Origin of the sequence: Paraburkholderia sp. CHISQ3, assembly GCF_030464945.1 — a bacterium.
Classification (GTDB): Bacteria; Pseudomonadota; Gammaproteobacteria; order Burkholderiales; family Burkholderiaceae; genus Paraburkholderia; species Paraburkholderia megapolitana.
Genome location: NZ_JALPRG010000002.1, coordinates 223,256 through 241,542 on the forward strand (window position 1 = coordinate 223,256; position 18,287 = coordinate 241,542).

The following is an 18,287-nucleotide window of genomic DNA, read 5'->3' on the forward strand; positions in this document are numbered from 1 at the left end:
TTGTCGCAATAGCTTGCAATTGCCGTTCATCGGTATTTTCTGCCGCCCGTTTCAGCGCTGAAACGTTTTTTCCCGTTTTGCGATTTCCCGCTCCGGACAAGCAACGGTGAGCCCAGTCGTATCAACGGATTGCGGCTCATGGCACACGTTTCGCTAAATGCCTCGCACCAAGGAGAGACATCATGCGACTCGCTTTCCGCATCGACCTGATTGCCGTTACGCCGCGTGCCGCGCTCTGCGTCGCGCTCGTTTGCAGCGCGCTGCCTTTTGCGGTTCAGGCGCAGACCTTCGTGTCTGCCCGCACGCTCGATACGTATGCCGCGCCCTTCGTCCTCGCGAACGCATCGTTTGTTATGCCGGTCGCTATCGATGCACCCGCAACGATCGCGGCCGCGCTCGACGATACGTCAGCTGAAAGCGGTTCCACTCTCGCCGCCGTACTGCGCGACCGGACCGATGCTGCATCGATGAACGACCTGGCGCTCGACGACCAGATGCTCTCGCATCAGCGCGGCGGCGCGAGCGGCATGTTGATGGTGGCCGCGACGCCGCAACTGATGCGCGGCGGCACCGTGACGCTGTGGGACGAGATCGCGCCGCCCGCACCGCTGCCGGTTCCGGTCGATGCGGCGCATGCCACGCAGAGCAACGTCGCGAGCTACACGAGAAAGTGATGCGGATTACGTCATCACACGAACACTGCGAGACGACCGCATCGGTCGCCGCGCTACCGGGAGCAGACATGAGCACCTCGATCCACTCGTCGCACGCACGCAGTCCGCTGGCAGTACTGCTGCCCGCGCTACTGCCCGTGCTGCAGGCGTTGCTCGGAATCGCGGCCGCAAGTGGAGCCGGCATCGCCGCCGCACAACAGGCGGTGAACCCGGGCGACATCATCGTCGAGCGGGAAATCACGCCACGCAGTGCGTTCGCCCAGGTTCCGCGCGACCAGGATCCGGTCGCCGTGCGCGCCACCACGTTCCCGGCCAACACCTTCGATCCGATGATGGCGCAGATCGTGTCCGACGCCGACCTGACGACCGCGCGCGGCTCGAGCGGCCTCGCGCCGATCGGTGCGATGGGCGACAGCATCCAGGGCGTGACGCGCATTCTCAGCGGCAACGCGGCGGGCGGCAGCATTCCGCTCGGTGCGGGCGGCGCGGGCCTGGCCGGTGCCGGTATCGGCGGCACGATTTCGCAGTCGGTGACGGGCGCCCTTGCACCGCTGTCTGCTGCGCTGAGCGGCGGACTCGGAGGTCTGAAATGAGCGCGCGCCGTTCTTCGCAGCGCATGGCGCGCACGCTCGTTCATACGGGCAGCGCCGTACTCGTCGCGCTCCTTGTCAGCAGCGCTTATGCGCAGCGCGTGCCGGTCGTGAGCGGCACCGCATCGATCGGTGCCGGCGCGGGTGTCGGTACGACCGGTGCGGTCGCGGTCAACGAAACGGCCGGCGTCGACAACGCGCAGGCCAACCAGCTGACGATCACGGGTGGCAACGCCGTCGCCGCCGACAACGCAAGCGCGCAAAGCGCATCGGTTGCCGCGAAGGTCACGAGCACGACTGCATCGATCGGCAGCAACGCATTTTCGAATTCGTCCGGAGCCCTGATGATCAATCAGAGCGCCGGCGCAGGGAATCTCCAGCGCAACAGTGTGCAGCTCGGCACTGCGGCGCCAGGAGTCGAGACCGTCTCGGATAGAGAGCTATCCGCGACGGCCGCGAAAAACGGCGGTCAAGGTCTAGCAATCGGGGTTCACAGCGTACGCGAGGCGACTATTTCCAACGACGCCTTCAAGAACGTCAACGGGATCGTACAGATCAACCAGACAGCCGGTGCCGGTAATGCCACGGCAAACAGTTTTGTGCTCCGTCCCCCGGCGGGCACTCTTTTTTAACTGACCACACTTGTAAATCGGAGCGACATCATGAAGCGCACTCTTATTGCTGCAGCCGTACTCGCCACCGCCTCGGGCGGTGTGTTCGCGGCACCCACCAACCCGTTCATCTTCAACGCCACGATCGTCGGCGAAGAAGTCGGCATGTTCGGCTGGGTCACGCTGTATGGCTGTGTCGGCGTGCAGAGCACCGCCGGCGCCGTCGTCAACAACAACCAGAACGTGATGGTCAACGCATCGCTCAGCCCGAATGCGCAAACCTATACGTCCGGCTATGTGACGACGACCATTCACAACAACTCATCGTCCATCAAGGGCGGCGGCGTTGCGTTCGGCACGGAAACGACGAGCCATTCGTCGTCGTCGTGGATGGCGCAGGGCGGCCAGGAAGCATCGGGCTACAAGTACGCCAATCAGGGCAGCGCGATTGTCGGCGGCGGCTATGAGTACAGCCAGCAAAGCTCGGGCATCGCCGGCAGCTTCAGCCATACGTCGCAGAACTCCGGCGGCCACATCGCCGCAGGCGGACAGATCGGCGGCAGCTACAACTACGTGAACTTCGACACGCCGTTCTTCGGCTTCGGTTCCGCGCATGCGCAAGGTGGCTTCTCGGCCGGCTACAACCAGTCGAGCTACGCCAACTCGAACAGCCTCGCGGGCGGCTTCCAGGCCTCGCAAGGTTCGGGACAGGGCGCGCTGTGGGGCTTCCATGCCGATCAAGGTTCCGGTGGCCAGTCCGCATGGGGCGAAGAGTCGGGCTATCAGGCCGGCGCCTCCACCGAGACCAACAGCGCCTATGCCGCATGGGGCATCGACGCCAGCCTCGCGACCACCGACGTCTCGACGAACGGCAAGATCACCCAGCACATCAACACGCAGAAGGCAGGCACGCTGACCGCCACAACCGGTACAGGTGCTGCGCAAAACGTGTCGGGTAATGTCGGCGTGAACGTCGCGGAAGGGGTGGACAACGCGCAAAGCAACGAAGCGTCGCTCGCATCGGTCGATGCCGGCAACGTGTTCGGCAATGCGCAGGTGTTCAACAACCAGACTTCGGCTGGCACGGCGAAGATCAATAACTTCAACCTCAACGCTTCGGTCGGTGACAACTCGCTGTCGGGCGCATCGGGCAATGTCGGCGTGAACATCGCGGCCGGCATCGGCAACGTGCAGAACAACAGCCTCGCCGCATCGACGTCGACTGTGAACAAGAACGCCAACGGCGCGATGGTCGCAACCGACAACAGCGTGCAGCAAGCAAGCCTCACCTTCAACGGTACGTTCGAAGGTACGGCTTCGCTCGGGATGGGCGCGCTGCTCGGCGCTCAAGGCAACATCGGCGTGAACATCGCCGGTGGTGCAGGCAACGTGCAGCACAACGGCCTCGCGATCGCATCGATGAACGTGGCCAAGTAAGCGACAAGCAAACGTAGTACTCGCGACATCGCACCATGGCAGGAGCGCGCCGGCAGCCACAGTAGCTGCCGGCGCATATAAGGCAGGAGACCATCATGTCCGGTTTCAACCGGTCCTGGACGTTACGGCTTGCCGTCGCGCTGGCAAGTTGCACCTCGTGTGCAGCGAGCTACGCGCAGACGACGATCGATACGTCGACGCTCGCAGGCGTACCGCTCGTCAAGACGGTCCGCTCGATGAAGGACATCCGCTACAGCCACATCGTCAACCAGCAGTTCGACTACAGCTGCGGTGCGGCTGCGCTCGCGACGCTGCTCAAGTACGGCTACGGCATCGATATTCCGGAAACCGAACTGATCCGCCGGATGATGGCCTTCTCGACGCCGGAAGTCGTGGTGAAGAACGGGTTCTCGATGCTCGACATGAAGAAGTTCGTCGATACGATCGGCCTGCGCGGCAGAGGTTTCCGCGTCAATGTGGATGCGCTCTATCACCTGCAGATTCCCGTGATGGTGCTGATGAACATCGATGGTTACGAGCATTTCGTGATCGTCAAACACGCCGAGAACAGCCGCATCTTTATCGCGGACCCTGCGCTCGGCAACCGCATCGTGCTTCAAGAGGACTTTACGAGAACCTGGAACGGCCTCGTGTTCGCGGTTCTCGGAAAGCCGTTCAGGGAGGATTCCCCATTGCTGCAAAACAACGAGTCGCTGGCCTTGAAGTTGCGCGCGAATGCGCTTGAAAACGGTTCGGCGGCGACCCCCTTTGTCGAATACGGATTGATCAAGGCAGACCTGTTCTGAATCAACCATGAAGCGCCAAATCTCACAGCTCGGCTTCGCGTTATGCGCCACGGCGTGCAGCCTTGCAAGTAGTGCGTTTGCTGCGGAAAGCATCGGCCCGCCACCGGTGCAGGACCTGCTCGCGATCCGCGACGCCGCCCCGCAAACGATGGAGTGGCAAGCCGTCGACGACGACGTTCTGTCGCAGCAGACCGGCAAGTACGCCGGTGCGTCGATGATTTCCGGGTTCGTGTTGAACCTGCTGTCCCAATGGCAACTGCCCAACGGCGTGACCGCCATCGCGCAGGGCACGCTTGCCGTCGCGGCGAACACCGCGAATCAGTTGACCGCGACCGTCAACACGCTTGCGAGCGTGGTGGGCGGCGGCAACGGCAACAACGGTGCCAATCCGAATGCCGGCACCAACGGCGGCCAGAGCATCTCGGTGAATGGGGTGTCGCAGGTCACCCAGGTAGCCGGCGACCGCAACGTGGGCGTGAACGCCGCGCAGATCGACTTCGGTGACGGCGCGCCCGGGTTATTGCCGGGCGGCAACAACGCCGCCAGTGCAAATGCGTCGAACGCCGCGGGCACGATCCGGGCCGGCATCGCGTTCGGCAACGGCGGTGTCACCGTCGCACTACAAACGCCGGCCGGACTCGCGACCCAGACCATCGCGCCGAACAGCGCGCAGCAAGCCGGTGCGATCGCGCAGTTGCTACAGATCGCCGGCAATAACCAGCAAGTCGCCAACCAGTTGCAACTGCATCTGCAAACGCAGCAGATGTCACCCGCCATGTTGCAACAGGCCGGCGTTCTTCAAGCCCTGCAGAGCGCAGCCATCGTCAGGAGATGATGCGGCGGGCCGCCGCCCGCATGCAGGAACGCAGTAGTCGTATCGAAGAGGGCCGCGCAACGCATTAACCGAGACCGGTTGCGCGGCCCGATACCGGGGGAACAAAAATGACTAACGTTTCTAGGACCAGGACACCGCGCATCGCACTCGCCGCCATTCCGGCCGCCGTGCTGCTGTTCGCGCTGTCGCAAGGCGCGGCTGCCCAGGCACTCGCGAACCAGTCGGTCGAAGACCGGCTCAATACGTTGATGCGCGTCGTCGACGAACAGCAACGGCAGATTCACTCGCTCGAACAGCAGGTCACGAGTCTGGAAATGGCGCAACGCGGCCGCGGTGTACCGGGCGCCGGTGCACCGGCCGGCAGCGAGGCAGTTGCCGCGCAACCGGGTGCGGACGGCTTGCCGGTTCAGCTACCGCCGCTACAACCGTTGCAGCAGCTCGCGCAGATCAGCCCGGGCGCGTCCGCGCCCGGCGACGCAACCGGCACTGCGACCGGCGTGCCGGTCAACCCACCCTCGCCGGGTAATGGCAACGGCACCGGCAGCGGCACTGCGCCGGGCACGAGCGGCCCCGCCCCGATGCCGGACGGCACCACGGTCGGACAGACGCAGAAAGCCGCGGAGCCGGTGCGGACCCAGGCCGAAGAAGCCGTCGTGCAGCGCGAACACGCGCCGCTCTTCGATCACAAGCTGACGCTCGACTGGGGTATCAGCGACACGTATTACGATCGCCGGCAGTTGCAGCTGTCCGGGTTCCTCGCGCTCGATGCGATCTTCCTCGGCAACATCAACCTCGGCGAAACCAAGTCGCACCAGGTGATGGCCGATCTCGATACGCGCTACGGTCTCACCGACCGCATGAGCATCGACGTCGACGTGCCGTACGTGTACCGGCACAGCAATTTCATCATCGGCGGGGCCGGCGGCGCGGCGAATTCGATGTCCGACGCGTCGCTCAATTCGAGCGGCATCGGCGATATCAACTTCGGGATCTACTACCAGTTCCTGAAAGAGACCAACAGCATGCCCGATGTGGTCGGCAGCCTGCGTATCAAGGCGCCGACCGGCAGCTCGCCGTTCGGCGTCAAGGTCGTCCAGCTGACACCCGACAACACCAACCTCGTCGCGCCTTCCAAGCTGCCCACGGGCACGGGCTTCTGGAACATCACGGCGGGCGTCTCGTTGCTGAAGACCTACGACCCGGTCGTGCTGTTCGGCAGCCTCTCGTACACGTACAACATCGCGCGCTCGTTCGCGGATATCTCGTCGGTGGTGGGACAGACGCAACCGGCCACGGTGAAGCTCGGCGACATCATCCAGTTCGGCGGCGGGGTTGCGCTCGCGTTCTCGGACAAGGATTCGGCAAGCATTTCGTACACGATGGCGCTCGAACCGGCCTCGAAGACGCGCGCGCCCGGCGAAAGTTACAGCAAGGTGCCGGGTAGCGAAACCACCGCGTCGGCGCTGAATTTCGGGCTAAACCACGTAGTGAACAAGCACCTGACGATCAACGGTTCGGTTTCTGTCGGCCTTACGCCCGATGCGCCGAACTTCGTGGTCGGCGTGCGCTTCCCGTACACTTTCTGACGATTCACCGATATGAGGCTGATCGTGCGCGACTCATCCCAACTAACCAGCATCATGCCGTTCGCGGGCGCGGGCAGTCGCCTGACGATCGCAAGTTCGAACGATGCCCCCACAGGGCGGCCGACGGACACCAACGACACCGACGCCGCCGCGCGTACCGACGAACGCGCCAGCGGTACGGCGAACGACACGACCCGCGACAACGCCAACGGCGCCGCCACAGCCGAGCCCGAACGCGCCCTGCTCTACCTGACACGCAAGCCCGACGAAGCGCTCGCCGCGCATCTGCGCAGCCGCGGCTGGGTCGTATCGGTGGCGCGCTCTTCGTATGAGATCGGGCGGCTGCTCAAGCCCGAAGTGGCCTGTGCCGGCATCGTCGATCTCGCGAGCTTTCCGGCTCGCGAGCTGGCCGGGCTCGAAGCGAGCCTGCAACAGCAGCAGGTCGGCTGGATCGCGCTCGCCACCGAAGAGCGGCTCATCGAACCCGACACGCGACGCCTGATCCGTCAGTACTGTTTCGACTACGTGAAGCTGCCGGTGGCCAATGCGACCGTCGACTATCTCGTCGGCCACGCGTTCGGCATGATCACGCTGTGCGATCTCGATCTTGCGGCCGGCGCCGCATGCGCCGGCGACGACGAAATGGTCGGCACCTGCGAAGCGATGCAACAGTTGTTCCGCACGATCCGCAAGGTCGCGAACACCGACGCGAGCGTCTTTATCTCCGGCGAATCGGGGACCGGCAAGGAACTGACCGCGCTCGCGATTCACGAACGCTCGCCGCGCCGCAAGGCACCGTTCGTGGCGATCAACTGCGGCGCGATTCCGCACCATCTGCTGCAGTCGGAGCTGTTCGGCTACGAGCGCGGGGCGTTCACCGGCGCGAACCAGCGCAAGATCGGCCGGGTCGAAGCGGCCGATGGCGGCACGTTGCTACTTGACGAAATCGGCGATCTGCCGATGGAAAGCCAGGCGAGCCTGCTGCGCTTCCTGCAGGAAGGCCGGATCGAACGGCTGGGCGGACATGAATCGATTGCGGTCGACGTGCGGATCATCTCGGCGACCCACATCGATCTGGAAGGCGCGATACGCGACGGCCGGTTTCGCACCGACCTGTTTCACCGGCTGTGCGTGCTGCGCGTCGACGAACCGCCGCTGCGTGCGCGCGGCAAGGACATCGAAATTCTCGCGCATCACATCCTGCATCGTTTCAAGGTGGACAGCGCGCGCAAGATTCGCGGCTTCACGCCGTCCGCCATCGAGGCGATGTACAACTACAACTGGCCCGGCAATGTGCGCGAGCTGATCAACCGCGTGCGGCGCGCCATCGTGATGGCCGAAGGCAAACTGATTTCCGCCGACGACCTCGACCTCGCGCACTTCACCGCTCAGCAAACGATGAGCCTCGCGCAGGCGCGCGAAGCCGCGGAAAAACGCGCAATCGAAACCGCTTTGCTGCGCCACCGCCACAGGCTCAACGAAGCCGCCGCCGATCTCGGCATTTCGCGGGTCACGCTATACCGGCTGATGGGTTCGCACGGTTTGCGTGAAATCAGCGAGCACGACGACAAGCCGCCGTTCGGCGCCGAAGGCGACAACGCCGATACCCATGACACACCGGGAGCACAAAGCGCGCACGACTAGCGCACGACAGACGCGCGAGACCGCTCGGGTACAATCGCCCGATGACTACTCCCGCCTTTTCGATGACAACGCTTACCCTGATCGTTGCGCGCGCACGTAACGGCGTGATCGGCCGCGATAACCAGCTGCCCTGGCGGCTGCCCGAAGATCTCGCGTTCTTCAAGCGCACCACCATGGGTGCGCCGATCATCATGGGCCGCAAGACGCACGAATCGATCGGTCGGGCGCTGCCGGGACGACGCAACATCGTCGTCACGCGCGACGCCGCGCGGCGCTTTAACGGTTGCGATACGGCAACGACGCTCGCCGACGCGCTCGCACTCGCGGCAACCGATCACGCGCCCGAAGCGTTTCTGATCGGCGGCGCGCAACTGTATGCACAGGGCCTGCAACAGGCCGACAAGCTGATCATCACCGAAATCTCCGCCGACTTCGACGGCGACGCAACGTTTCCTGCTCCCGATCCGCAAGACTGGGAAGAAGTCGCGCACGAAACGCATCGTGCACACGCACCGAACGACTTCGACTACGCGTTCGTCACTTATCGCCGCAAGGTCTGGCAATAAAAAACGCCGCGAAACCTGCGTTTCGCGGCGTTTTTGTTAGTAGCGACGCAGCCTATTGCCCAGCGATCGTCATCCGCTCGATCAGCACCGAACCGATCTGCTTGGTACCGCGCACAAGCGTATCGGAACCGATCGCGACGATGTGCCGGAACATCTCCTGCAGCGTGCTCGCCACTGTGATTTCTTCGACCGGATACTGGATCTTGCCGTTCTCGACCCAGAACCCCGACGCGCCGCGCGAGTAGTCGCCAGTCACGTAGTTGACGCCCTGCCCCATCAGTTCGGTCAGCAACAGACCCGTGCCGAGCTTTTTCAGCATCGCTTCGAAGTCGTCTTCGGGACGCGTCTGCGTGCTCGCCATCGACAGGTTGTGCGAGCCGCCTGCATTGCCGGTGGTTTGCATGCCGAGCTTGCGCGCCGAGTAGGTCGACAGGAAATAGCCTTCGACGACGCCATCCTTCACGACCGAACGCTGCTTCGTGCGCACGCCTTCTTCGTCGAACGGTGCGCTGCCCATCGCGCGCGCGACATGCGGATCTTCGACGATCTGGATGTGCGGCGCGAACACCGGTGTGCCGAGGCTGTCGACGAGAAACGAGGTCTTGCGATACAGCGCGCCGCCGCTCGTCGCCTGCACGAACGCACCGAGCAGGCCGGCCGCGAGCGGTGCTTCGAACAGCACCGGCACCTTGCGCGTATCGAGACCGCGGGCACCGATCCGCGCGAGCGCGCGTTGCGCTGCATAACGGCCGATCGCTTCGGGATCGGCGAGTTCGGACGCGCTGCGCTTCGACGTGTACCAGTCGTCGCGCTGCATGTTGCGGCCGCTACCGGCGATCGGCGCGCACGCGACGTAGTGGCGCGAAAACGGATAGCCCGACAGGAAACCGCGTGAAGTGGCGAGGACGAATTGCGAATGCTGCGCCGACACGCTCGCGCCTTCCGTGTTGCGGATCTGCGGGCTGGTAGCGAAGGCGGCATCTTCAGAGCGGCGGGCGATCTCGACAGCTTCGTCGGCAGTGAGATTCCACGGGTGATACAGGTCGAGATCGCGCGGCGCCGTTTCCAGCAGTTCGGCTTCGGCGAGACCTGCGCAGTCGTCTTCGGCAGTGAAGCGCGCGATGTTGTACGCGGCCGCGACCGTGTCCTTCAGTGCCGCCGACGAGAAGTCCGACGTGCTCGCATTGCCGCGCTTGTTACCGATGAAAACGGTCACGCCGACCATCTTGTCGCGGTTGTGTTCGATCGTCTCGACTTCGCCGCGCCGCACGGACACGGACAGGCCATCGCCTTCCGAAATTTCCGTGGCGGAGTCGCTCGCACCGAGCGACTTCGCGTGGCGAAGGATGTCGGAAGCGATCTGCTTCAATTCGTCTTGCGTATGCGGGAAAAAACGCTGTCTGGCGTCCATGTCTGCTGCCATTGTCGTTGCCGTCCTGTATTGCCGTTCGGTCAGGGACCGGCGCGGGAGCCGGTCGGTCGGGAAGTCCGTCTGCAGGCGCTGCCTCAAGTAACCGGGCCGCCGCGCTGCGCATCCCGCGATCATAGCAAGGTCCGCGCACGCGCACCTGCGATTCGTTCGGCCGCCCGGCGTACGCGGGATGCCTCCGCAGCCGGTTTGCACGGCCCGGCACGCTACAATACGGCCTATGACACGCAAAACCCGCATTCAACCGATGGAAACCGCTGTCGTCGTGGACGACAACGGCTATGATCGCCCCAGCAAATCGCAGCTGAAGCGCGACATGCACGCGCTGCAGGAACTGGGCGAAACGCTCGTCGCCCTGCCCAAAGATGCGCTCAAGCGCATGCCAATGCCCGAAAAGCTCGACGAAGCGGTCCGCGAAGCGCGCCGCATCACCGATCACGAGGGCAAGCGTCGCCAGATCCAGTATGTCGGCCGCGTGATGCGCTCGCTATTCGAAGACGAGGTCGCCGCGCTGCGCACGGCGCTGGATTCCTACAACGGCATCAACAAGGCCGAAACGGCCCGCATGCACTGGATCGAACGCACGCGCGAGAAGCTGCTTGCCGACGATGCCGCGCTCACCGAATTCATCCGCCTGCATCCAGCCGCCGATCCGCAGGAAGGCCGCATGCTGATCCGCAACGCCCGCAAGGAAGCGCAGCAGGCACGACCGCCGCGTTACTTCCGCGAGTTGTTCCGGTGGATCAAGACCGCGAGCGGCTCCGATCAGGACGAAGACGACGAAACCGCTGCCGATCGCAAGGAAGACGACCATGACGACGACCGCGCCTGACGACGACCGCGCATTGATCGTCGGGCTGGTCTCGATCAGCGACCGGGCGAGTACCGGCGTCTACGAGGACAAGGGGATCCCGTCGTTGCAGACGTGGCTGGAATCGGCACTCGCATCGCCGTGGCGCGCCGAAACGCGGCTGATCCAGGACGACGCGGCCACCATCACGGCTACGCTGATTGAACTCGTCGATGAGGCGGGTTGCGATCTCGTGCTGACCACCGGCGGTACTGGCCCGTCGCGCCGCGACGTGACACCCGAGGCGACGCTGGCAGCCGGTACGAAGGAAATGCCGGGTTTCGGCGAGCAGATGCGGCAGATCAGTCTGCATTTCGTGCCCACCGCTATTCTGTCGCGGCAGGTCGCCGTGATCCGCGAGACGCCGGGTCGCGCCGCGCTGATCGTCAACCTGCCCGGCCAGCCGAAGTCGATTCGCGAAACGCTGGAAGGTTTACGCGACGAAACCGGCGCGGTGAAAGTGCCGGGCATCTTCGCGGCGGTGCCTTACTGCATCGATCTGATCGGCGGTCCGTATGTGGAAACCCATAGCGCCGTCGTCACCGCGTTCCGGCCGAAGAGTGCCCAGCGGCCGACACGCTAACCGTTACGGCTACGGCTACGTTGCTGATGTATCGGCGATTGGTACGCTCGCCGCCGGCACCAGAAAATGCTCGCGGTAGTAGCGCAGTTCGTCGATCGATTCGTGGATGTCGGCGAGCGCCGTGTGCATCGCGCGTTTCTGGAAGCCCTTGTAGGTGGCCGGTTGCCAGCGGCGGCACAGTTCCTTCAGGGTGCTGACGTCGAGATTGCGGTAATGAAAAAACCGCTCGAGGTCCGGCATCCAGCGGGCCATGAAGCGGCGGTCCTGGCAGATCGAGTTGCCGCACATCGGCGATTTGCCCGGCGGCACATGGGCGCCGAGAAACGTGCGGATCTGCTCGACGGCGTCCGCCTCCGTCACCGTCGACGCGCGCACCCGGTCGATCAACCCTGAGCGGCCATGCGTGTTCTGGTTCCACTGGTCCATTTTGGCAAGCGTTTCGTCGCTCTGGTGAATGGCCAGCACCGGCCCCTCGATGAGCTTGTCCAGGTGCGAATTCGTCACCACGACGGCGATCTCGATGATGCGATCGGTGTCGGGTTCGAGCCCCGTCATTTCCATGTCGAGCCAGACGAGATTCATGTCGCTGCGCACGAGCGCGGGAGCGTCGGGAGCGTTGGAAGTGCCGGCAGGATCGAGGGTGTCAGTCATGAGAGGCAGCCTTGGTTGGCCGGACCGGACGGATATGACGCACGCGGCGGCCGGCGCCAGCCCGGCGCGGTTCGCCTGAACGCTCCCGCCCGGCTGGCAGGAAGAAACATATAATTCTCGCATAGTTACCACGGATCCCCCGGATGCCTACCCTGTACTTCACTGCCCTGTTCGCGATCGCCGTCCTGCTGATGGTCGGCACCAAGCTATGGCTCGCGACGCGGCAGATCCGCTTTGTCGCCGCGCACCGCGCCCAGGTGCCCGCGCAGTTCTCCACCACGATTACGCTGACCGCGCACCAGCGCGCCGCCGACTACACGGTCGAGCGCGCGCGTCTCGGCATGCTCGAGATCGTCGTAGGCGCCGCGGTACTGGTCGCATTGACGCTGCTCGGCGGCATCCAGGCGCTCGATGTGGCGCTGTCCGGCTGGCTCGGGCACGGCTATGGCGGGCAAATCGCCCTCGTGGCGGCGGTGCTCGCGATCACCGGCGTGATCGACCTGCCATTCGACTACTACCGGCAGTTCGTGATCGAAGAGCGCTTCGGCTTCAACCGGATGGGCAAAGGTCTTTTCTTATTCGATCGCATCAAGGGCGTGCTGCTCGGCGCTGCCGTCGGACTTCCGCTGCTGTTCGTCGTGCTCTGGCTCATGAACCAGGCGGGCGGCCTGTGGTGGCTCTGGGCGTGGGTGGTCTGGGTCGCGTTCCAGATGCTGGCGCTCGTGCTCTATCCGACCTTTATCGCGCCGATCTTCAACAAGTTCGAGCCGCTGAAAGACGAAGCGCTGCGCTCGCGCATCGAAGCGCTGATGAAGCGCTGCGGATTTGCCGCGAAAGGACTGTTCGTGATGGACGGCAGCCGGCGTTCGGCGCACGGCAATGCGTATTTCACCGGCTTCGGCGCGTCGAAACGGATTGTCTTCTTCGATACGCTGATCGCGCGTCTGTCGGGTAGCGAGATCGAAGCCGTGCTCGCGCACGAGCTCGGTCATTTCAAGCGGCGCCATGTGCTCAAGCGGATGATCGTCACGTTCGTCATCAGTCTCGCGATGCTGGCGCTGCTCGGCTGGTTGTCGCAGCGCCTGTGGTTCTTCGAAGGGCTTGGCGTGCGGCCATCGCTGACGAGCGGCGACAGCGGGCTCGCGCTCGTGTTGTTCTTCCTCGCTGTGCCGGTGTTTCTGTTCTTCGTGACGCCGCTCGGTAGTCTCAGTTCGCGCAAGCACGAATTCGAAGCGGATGCGTTCGCGGCGACGCAGACGGACGCGAAGGATCTCGTCAACGCGCTCGTCAAGCTGTATGAGGACAACGCATCGACGCTGACACCCGACCCGCTCTACACCGCGTTCTACTACTCGCATCCGCCGGCGTCGCAGCGTATCGATCGCCTGTTGCGGCACGCATGAAGCACCGCTCGGCGAAGCCCGCCCGGGCAGCAACCGGTGCTCGCGCACACGGCCTCGTGGTCGCCGCGCACGGGCGCCACTACCTCGTCGCCCCCGACGACGGCGGCCCCTCAATGCAGTGCTTTCCGCGCGGCAAACGCAGCGAGGTCGCGGTCGGCGATCGCGTGCTGTACGAATGGACTTCGGCGGATCAGGGCGTGATCGTCGAGATCGGCGAACGGCGCAACCTGCTCTACCGTTCGGACCAGTACAAATCGAAGCTCTTCGCCGCCAATCTCGACCAGTTGCTGATCGTCCTTGCCACCGAGCCGCATTTCAGCGAAGACCTGCTCGGTCGCGCACTGGTCGCCGCTGAGGCGCATGAACTGAAGCCGCTGATCGTTCTGAACAAGATCGATGTCGAAACCGAACTGGCCGGCGCGCGCGCACGCCTCGAACGCTACCGGGCGCTCGGCTACACGGTGCTCGAGGTATCGATCAAGGCGCAGCCGGAAGCGGCGCACGCAATCCTCACCGAGCATCTGCATGGCCATGCGACGCTGTTGCTCGGCCAGTCCGGGATGGGCAAGTCGACGCTCGTGAACCTGCTGATCCCCAACGCCGAAGTCGCCACGCGTGAGATCTCCACGGCGCTGAACAGCGGTCGCCATACGACCACGTTCACGCGGCTCTATCCGCTGCCGGAAGGCGGCGCGTTGATCGACTCGCCGGGGTTCCAGGAGTTCGGCCTGCATCATCTGACCGAGGGGCGGCTCGAGCGCGCGTTCCCCGAGTTCCGTCCGTTGCTCGCGCATTGCCGCTTCTATAACTGCCATCATCTGCAGGAACCGGGCTGCGCGATACTCGAAGCGGTCGCCGACGGCAGGATCGCGCGCACGCGGCATGCGCTGTATGCGCAGCTCGTGCACGAGGCTAGTCAGATCGTTCGTTGAGCATTGATCTGAGCAACTCCCGTTTTCTTTACGGTCCTTCCTTTCCATGCTGAAGCTGATGCGCGCACCGAATCTGCTGATCGGCCAGCACTGGGTCAATGTGCTGGCGACGGCCGGTATCGGCTGCGAGTTGCACAATCGTTATCTGAACGGGGCGCTCGGCGAGATTCCCGCGGATCAATGCGCGCCGGAACTGTGGCTCGTCGACGAACGCGATGAAATGATGGCGCGCAGATTGATCGACGTGGCGTTGCACGGACCGGCAGCGGGCACGCCGTCGTGGCGCTGTGGACAGTGCAGCGAAACGCTGGAGGCGCAGTTTACGGTGTGCTGGCAATGCGGGACGGCGCGCGATCCGCTCGGCGACTGAGCGGCAACGTTAGCGCAGTATTGAAGCCGATATCGGGCGCTGAAAAGAATCGAGGCCGGTCTGGCCGGCCTCGCTCTCACTGCTTTTTTGTGTCCGCTAGTGCGGGCACTACCCTACTACGCTACGCGAGCCATACGGCGATCGTCAGCATCAGCAGCAGGATCATCCACAGGATCACCGCGCGCCACACCAGCCCAACCGCCGATTGCAGCGTGCGCGGCGTGCAGTCGTCACCGACCGACAGCGGGCCACCATCGCCGGTTGCGAGCGCATCGAGACTGGACGGCTCCGCGAGCGGACCCGCCAGCCGTGCACCCAGCGCACCGCTGCCCGCGGCGAGCAGCACGCCGTCGTTGGGATCGGGCCACTGGCGCGCATGATTGCGCCACGCATAGATCGCATCCTCGAAATTGCCGACGATCGCAAAGCCCAGCGAGGTGAGCCGCGCCGGCACCCAGTCGATCACGAAAAACGCGCGCTGCGCGAAGGTCGAAAACGCCGCGGTGCGATCGACCGCGGGCTGCGACCAGGTGCGCGCCAGATACTCGGCGATCCGGTACAACACGGCGCCGGCCGGACCGATCGGCACGAGAAACCAGAAGAACACGCCGAACACATGCCGATGCGACGCAACGACCGCGTGGATCAGCGTGTGCCGGACGATCTCGCTGACCGGCATATCGACTGTATCCATTCCAGTCCATTCGGCGAGAATCTCCCGCGCGCGCGGGACGTCGTCGTTATTCAGCGCGAGATGAATGTCGGTGAAGTAATGGCTGAACTGCCGGAAGCCGAGCGTGAAATAGACGATCACCGCGTTCCACATGAACGCCAGCACGAAATTGATCCGGTACAGCACGTAGTAGACGAGGCCGACCGCGAGCGTCCATGGCAGGACGACCACGAGCCACGCGAGGATGCCGTGCTTCGGCTTGCCGGCATCGAATCCGCGCGCCGCCGATTCCGCGTGATATTGCAGCAGCGCCGACACCGGATTGTTCGGCGACAGCGCGCGCATCTGTTCGACGATGAGAGCGAGCAATACGGAGAAAAAAGTCATGCGATGCGCCGTGCCATTCGAGTTTTTACAGTTGTGTTGTAACGATAGCACAGGGTCGGATGCCGCTGAACGGCGGCTTTACAAACGCACAACGTCCGTCCCGGCCACGCGCGAGCTACGCCATGACATTACGCCATCAGAAAACGATAAAAATTGCGCAGCATGCCCGCCGTCGCGCCCCAGATGAAATAGTCCGCGCCCCCGTTGGGGCGCGGATACGGCATCGCGAAGAAACGGCGTTCGTTGCCTTCCCAACGGAACAGACGCACCTCGTGATGCGCGGGGTCCATCAGGAAAGCGAGCGGTACTTCGAAGATTTCGGCGACCTCGAGCGTATCGGCTTCGACGGTAAACGGCGGATGCACGAGGCCGACCACGGGCGTCACGCGAAAGCCGGTGCCGGTCATGTAATCGGGCAGCGTACCGAGAATTTCCACGCGCGCCGGATCGAGTCCGACCTCTTCCTGCGCTTCGCGCAACGCGGTCGCGGTGGCATCGGTATCGTGCGGCTCTTCGCGGCCACCGGGGAAACTGACCTGGCCTGCGTGATCGTTCAGATGATCGGCACGCTGCGTCAGCAAAACGGTCAGCCCGCCCTCGCGGACCACGAGCGGCACCAGCACGGCCGCCACACGCGGATCGGTACCTTCGACCCAGTGCACCTCGGCCTGCTCGGGGTCCCAAGCGAGCCGCTGTTCGAAACGGGCCCGCAGGGCGTCGGGCGTCAGACGCGCGGGCGCCACGGCGGGCAGATCGCCACCGGTGGCCACGACAGGCAGGGTTTCGGGTTCGAAAACTGGACGGATCAACGGGATTCTCGGCGCAGGCAAATGTGGGACATCGACGGGATAACCGACATTTTGCCTCGCCAAACAAAAAAGCACCCGTAACGGGTGCTTTTTCTTACAGCTTTTACTCCTGGGAAGCCGCGCGGTCTTTCGACACGAGCTTTTCCTTGATCCGGGCCGACTTGCCCGAACGGTCGCGCAGATAGTACAGCTTTGCACGACGCACATCGCCGCGACGCTTCACGACGATGCTCGCCAGCAGCGGCGAGTAAGTCTGGAACGTACGCTCGACGCCTTCGCCCGACGAAATCTTGCGGACGATGAACGACGAGTTGAGGCCACGATTACGCTTCGCAATGACAACGCCTTCGTAAGCCTGAACGCGCTTGCGGGTACCTTCGACCACGTTCACGCTGACGATTACCGTATCGCCGGGGGCGAATGCGGGAATGGTCTTGCCTGCGAGCGCGCGCTCGATTTCTTCCTGCTCGAGTTTTTCAATCAGATTCATCACTGACTCCTAATGCCATCTTGTCGGCGTTCGTACCTGCCTTGCGTGGGTTTGCCCAGAGGACTACCTGTTACGCGCGGCTACGGCCCCGATAGAGGATGGGTTCACATCTGGCGCCGTCCACGCATGAACGACACCGCCTGGTTCCCGCCCGGAACGCCAGGGCCTCAGGCCTTTGGCGCTTCCTTCGCGAGACTTGCAAGCCACGCCTCATCGGCACGGCTCAACAACTTGTTCTTTCTGGCCCGCTCGATCAGATCGGGCCGTTTGTGCCACGTATTGCGCAGCGATTCGCGACGACGCCACAGCATGATTTCCGCGTGATGGCCACCGAGCAGCACATCCGGCACGCGCACACCGTCATATTCTTCCGGCCGCGTGTAATGCGGACAATCGAGCAGGCCATCGACAAAACTGTCCTGCACCGCCGACTGCGCATCGTTCAGCACGCCCGGCAACTGACGCACGATCGCGTCCATCATCGCCATGGCCGGTAACTCTCCGCCCGACAGCACGAAATCGCCGAGGCTGATTTCTTCGTCGACATACCGGTCGATCAAACGCTGGTCGATGGCTTCGTAGCGACCGCACAGCACGATCAACCCCGGTTCGCCAGCGAGTCGCATCACGCCTTCGTGATTCAGCGTCGCGCCTTGCGGCGACATCATCACGACCCGCGAACCTGCAATGCCCTGCTCCGCCTGTGCGGCGCGTGCCGCGCCGAGCGAATCTTCCAGCGGCTTGGCCAGCATCACCATGCCGGGGCCGCCGCCATACGGCCGGTCGTCGATCGTACGGTAGTTGTCGGTGGTGAAATCGCGTGGATTCCAGGTCCGCAACCCGTAACGCGCCTGCTTCGCCGCACGGCTTGTAATGCCCCAGTCGGTCAGCGCGCGGAACATTTCGGGGAAGAGCGTCACGACATCGAACTGCATCGCTCTCTCCGTTTCAGCGAACGCTT

General features: G+C 63.8%; 20 protein-coding genes. 14 read left to right on the forward strand and 6 right to left on the reverse strand.

The genetic code is table 11. From position 1 onward, the window contains the following. The first annotated feature begins 182 nt into the window (after window positions 1-182). The 9 genes from M0D65_RS04710 (at window position 183) to M0D65_RS04750 (ending at window position 8,749) form a co-directional block, all read left to right on the forward strand. Window positions 183-674 (forward strand): hypothetical protein, encoded by a 492-nt coding sequence (locus M0D65_RS04710; protein WP_266251515.1) that lies wholly within the window; start codon window positions 183-185, stop codon window positions 672-674. A 68-nt stretch (window positions 675-742) separates the two neighbouring features. After that, window positions 743-1,267 carry a hypothetical protein gene (locus M0D65_RS04715; protein ID WP_266251516.1) on the forward strand — a complete coding sequence of 175 codons (525 nt, stop codon included), beginning with the start codon at window positions 743-745 and terminating at the stop codon, window positions 1,265-1,267. A 23-nt stretch (window positions 1,268-1,290) separates the two neighbouring features. Beyond that, window positions 1,291-1,896: a hypothetical protein gene (locus M0D65_RS04720; RefSeq protein WP_245811470.1), complete on the forward strand. Its 606-nt coding sequence runs from the start codon at window positions 1,291-1,293 to the stop codon at window positions 1,894-1,896. Window positions 1,897-1,926: 30 nt separating this feature from the next. After that, window positions 1,927-3,312, forward strand: coding sequence for a hypothetical protein (locus M0D65_RS04725; RefSeq protein WP_266251518.1), 1,386 nt, complete (start codon window positions 1,927-1,929; stop codon window positions 3,310-3,312). Between the two features lie 95 nt (window positions 3,313-3,407). Beyond that, window positions 3,408-4,118, forward strand: a complete 711-nt coding sequence (locus M0D65_RS04730) for a C39 family peptidase (RefSeq protein WP_266251520.1) — start codon at window positions 3,408-3,410, stop codon at window positions 4,116-4,118. Between the two features lie 7 nt (window positions 4,119-4,125). Further along, the gene (locus M0D65_RS04735) at window positions 4,126-4,953 is read left to right on the forward strand and encodes a peptidase C39 (protein WP_266251522.1); all 828 of its coding nucleotides are present in this window, start codon (window positions 4,126-4,128) and stop codon (window positions 4,951-4,953) included. 107 nt (window positions 4,954-5,060) lie between these two features. After that, a complete protein-coding gene (locus M0D65_RS04740) occupies window positions 5,061-6,539 on the forward strand; it encodes a hypothetical protein (protein WP_091011531.1) in 1,479 nt (492 codons plus the stop codon). 24 nt (window positions 6,540-6,563) lie between these two features. Next, on the forward strand, window positions 6,564-8,183 hold the full coding sequence (locus M0D65_RS04745) for a sigma-54 dependent transcriptional regulator (RefSeq protein WP_266251524.1): 1,620 nt from the start codon (window positions 6,564-6,566) through the stop codon (window positions 8,181-8,183). A gap of 62 nt (window positions 8,184-8,245) precedes the next feature. Continuing rightward, window positions 8,246-8,749: a dihydrofolate reductase gene (locus M0D65_RS04750; RefSeq protein ID WP_266251525.1), complete on the forward strand. Its 504-nt coding sequence runs from the start codon at window positions 8,246-8,248 to the stop codon at window positions 8,747-8,749. Window positions 8,750-8,801: 52 nt separating this feature from the next. Here M0D65_RS04750 and pmbA read toward each other — a convergent pair whose 3' ends face one another. Continuing rightward, the gene (pmbA, locus tag M0D65_RS04755) at window positions 8,802-10,172 is read right to left on the reverse strand and encodes a metalloprotease PmbA (protein ID WP_091011529.1); all 1,371 of its coding nucleotides are present in this window, start codon (window positions 10,170-10,172) and stop codon (window positions 8,802-8,804) included. 226 nt (window positions 10,173-10,398) lie between these two features. Here pmbA and yjgA point away from each other — a divergent pair, with 226 nt between their 5' ends. Both yjgA and mog read left to right on the forward strand, forming a co-directional pair. Further along, window positions 10,399-11,010, forward strand: coding sequence for a ribosome biogenesis factor YjgA (gene yjgA / locus M0D65_RS04760; RefSeq protein ID WP_091011528.1), 612 nt, complete (start codon window positions 10,399-10,401; stop codon window positions 11,008-11,010). Next, on the forward strand, window positions 10,991-11,611 hold the full coding sequence (gene mog / locus M0D65_RS04765) for a molybdopterin adenylyltransferase (protein ID WP_266251528.1): 621 nt from the start codon (window positions 10,991-10,993) through the stop codon (window positions 11,609-11,611). The genes yjgA and mog overlap by 20 nt, the downstream gene beginning before the upstream one ends. A 15-nt stretch (window positions 11,612-11,626) precedes the next feature. On the opposite strand, the gene orn is transcribed toward mog, so the two are convergent. Beyond that, complete coding sequence (gene orn, locus M0D65_RS04770; protein WP_266251529.1) at window positions 11,627-12,262, reverse strand: oligoribonuclease; 636 nt, start codon at window positions 12,260-12,262, stop codon at window positions 11,627-11,629. 143 nt (window positions 12,263-12,405) lie between these two features. Between orn and M0D65_RS04775 the strand changes: the two genes are divergently transcribed. From M0D65_RS04775 to M0D65_RS04785, 3 genes are read left to right on the forward strand one after another with little or no spacing between them, the layout of a single operon-like run. Then, window positions 12,406-13,665, forward strand: coding sequence for a M48 family metallopeptidase (locus M0D65_RS04775; RefSeq protein WP_266251530.1), 1,260 nt, complete (start codon window positions 12,406-12,408; stop codon window positions 13,663-13,665). After that, window positions 13,662-14,597 carry a ribosome small subunit-dependent GTPase A gene (rsgA, locus tag M0D65_RS04780; RefSeq protein WP_266251531.1) on the forward strand — a complete coding sequence of 312 codons (936 nt, stop codon included), beginning with the start codon at window positions 13,662-13,664 and terminating at the stop codon, window positions 14,595-14,597. The genes M0D65_RS04775 and rsgA overlap by 4 nt, the downstream gene beginning before the upstream one ends. A 49-nt stretch (window positions 14,598-14,646) precedes the next feature. Beyond that, window positions 14,647-14,967: a DUF2007 domain-containing protein gene (locus M0D65_RS04785; protein WP_266252026.1), complete on the forward strand. Its 321-nt coding sequence runs from the start codon at window positions 14,647-14,649 to the stop codon at window positions 14,965-14,967. Between the two features lie 121 nt (window positions 14,968-15,088). Here M0D65_RS04785 and M0D65_RS04790 read toward each other — a convergent pair whose 3' ends face one another. The 4 genes from M0D65_RS04790 to trmD form a co-directional block, all read right to left on the reverse strand. After that, window positions 15,089-16,027, reverse strand: coding sequence for a CobD/CbiB family protein (locus M0D65_RS04790; protein WP_266251533.1), 939 nt, complete (start codon window positions 16,025-16,027; stop codon window positions 15,089-15,091). A 128-nt stretch (window positions 16,028-16,155) separates the two neighbouring features. Continuing rightward, on the reverse strand, window positions 16,156-16,836 hold the full coding sequence (locus tag M0D65_RS04795; RefSeq protein WP_266251534.1) for a CoA pyrophosphatase: 681 nt from the start codon (window positions 16,834-16,836) through the stop codon (window positions 16,156-16,158). Window positions 16,837-16,939: 103 nt separating this feature from the next. Further along, on the reverse strand, window positions 16,940-17,326 hold the full coding sequence (gene rplS, locus M0D65_RS04800; RefSeq protein ID WP_091011521.1) for a 50S ribosomal protein L19: 387 nt from the start codon (window positions 17,324-17,326) through the stop codon (window positions 16,940-16,942). Window positions 17,327-17,493: 167 nt separating this feature from the next. Continuing rightward, window positions 17,494-18,261: a tRNA (guanosine(37)-N1)-methyltransferase TrmD gene (trmD, locus tag M0D65_RS04805; RefSeq protein WP_266251536.1), complete on the reverse strand. Its 768-nt coding sequence runs from the start codon at window positions 18,259-18,261 to the stop codon at window positions 17,494-17,496. Window positions 18,262-18,287 lie beyond the last annotated feature (26 nt).

Excerpts from the sequence above, each read along its gene's own strand:
- yjgA (WP_091011528.1), top strand. The coding sequence starts at position 10,399 with ATGACACGCAAAACCCGCATTCAACCGATGGAAACCGCTGTCGTCGTG.
- rsgA (WP_266251531.1), top strand. The coding sequence starts at position 13,662 with ATGAAGCACCGCTCGGCGAAGCCCGCCCGGGCAGCAACCGGTGCTCGC.
- trmD (WP_266251536.1), bottom strand. The coding sequence starts at position 18,261 with ATGCAGTTCGATGTCGTGACGCTCTTCCCCGAAATGTTCCGCGCGCTG.
- M0D65_RS04730 (WP_266251520.1), top strand. The coding sequence starts at position 3,408 with ATGTCCGGTTTCAACCGGTCCTGGACGTTACGGCTTGCCGTCGCGCTG.
- rplS (WP_091011521.1), bottom strand. The coding sequence starts at position 17,326 with ATGAATCTGATTGAAAAACTCGAGCAGGAAGAAATCGAGCGCGCGCTC.
- M0D65_RS04735 (WP_266251522.1), top strand. The coding sequence starts at position 4,126 with ATGAAGCGCCAAATCTCACAGCTCGGCTTCGCGTTATGCGCCACGGCG.
- mog (WP_266251528.1), top strand. The coding sequence starts at position 10,991 with ATGACGACGACCGCGCCTGACGACGACCGCGCATTGATCGTCGGGCTG.
- pmbA (WP_091011529.1), bottom strand. The coding sequence starts at position 10,172 with ATGGCAGCAGACATGGACGCCAGACAGCGTTTTTTCCCGCATACGCAA.
- M0D65_RS04725 (WP_266251518.1), top strand. The coding sequence starts at position 1,927 with ATGAAGCGCACTCTTATTGCTGCAGCCGTACTCGCCACCGCCTCGGGC.
- M0D65_RS04740 (WP_091011531.1), top strand. The coding sequence starts at position 5,061 with ATGACTAACGTTTCTAGGACCAGGACACCGCGCATCGCACTCGCCGCC.
- M0D65_RS04790 (WP_266251533.1), bottom strand. The coding sequence starts at position 16,027 with ATGACTTTTTTCTCCGTATTGCTCGCTCTCATCGTCGAACAGATGCGC.
- M0D65_RS04775 (WP_266251530.1), top strand. The coding sequence starts at position 12,406 with ATGCCTACCCTGTACTTCACTGCCCTGTTCGCGATCGCCGTCCTGCTG.
- M0D65_RS04710 (WP_266251515.1), top strand. The coding sequence starts at position 183 with ATGCGACTCGCTTTCCGCATCGACCTGATTGCCGTTACGCCGCGTGCC.
- M0D65_RS04750 (WP_266251525.1), top strand. The coding sequence starts at position 8,246 with ATGACAACGCTTACCCTGATCGTTGCGCGCGCACGTAACGGCGTGATC.
- M0D65_RS04715 (WP_266251516.1), top strand. The coding sequence starts at position 743 with ATGAGCACCTCGATCCACTCGTCGCACGCACGCAGTCCGCTGGCAGTA.
- M0D65_RS04720 (WP_245811470.1), top strand. The coding sequence starts at position 1,291 with ATGGCGCGCACGCTCGTTCATACGGGCAGCGCCGTACTCGTCGCGCTC.
- orn (WP_266251529.1), bottom strand. The coding sequence starts at position 12,262 with ATGACTGACACCCTCGATCCTGCCGGCACTTCCAACGCTCCCGACGCT.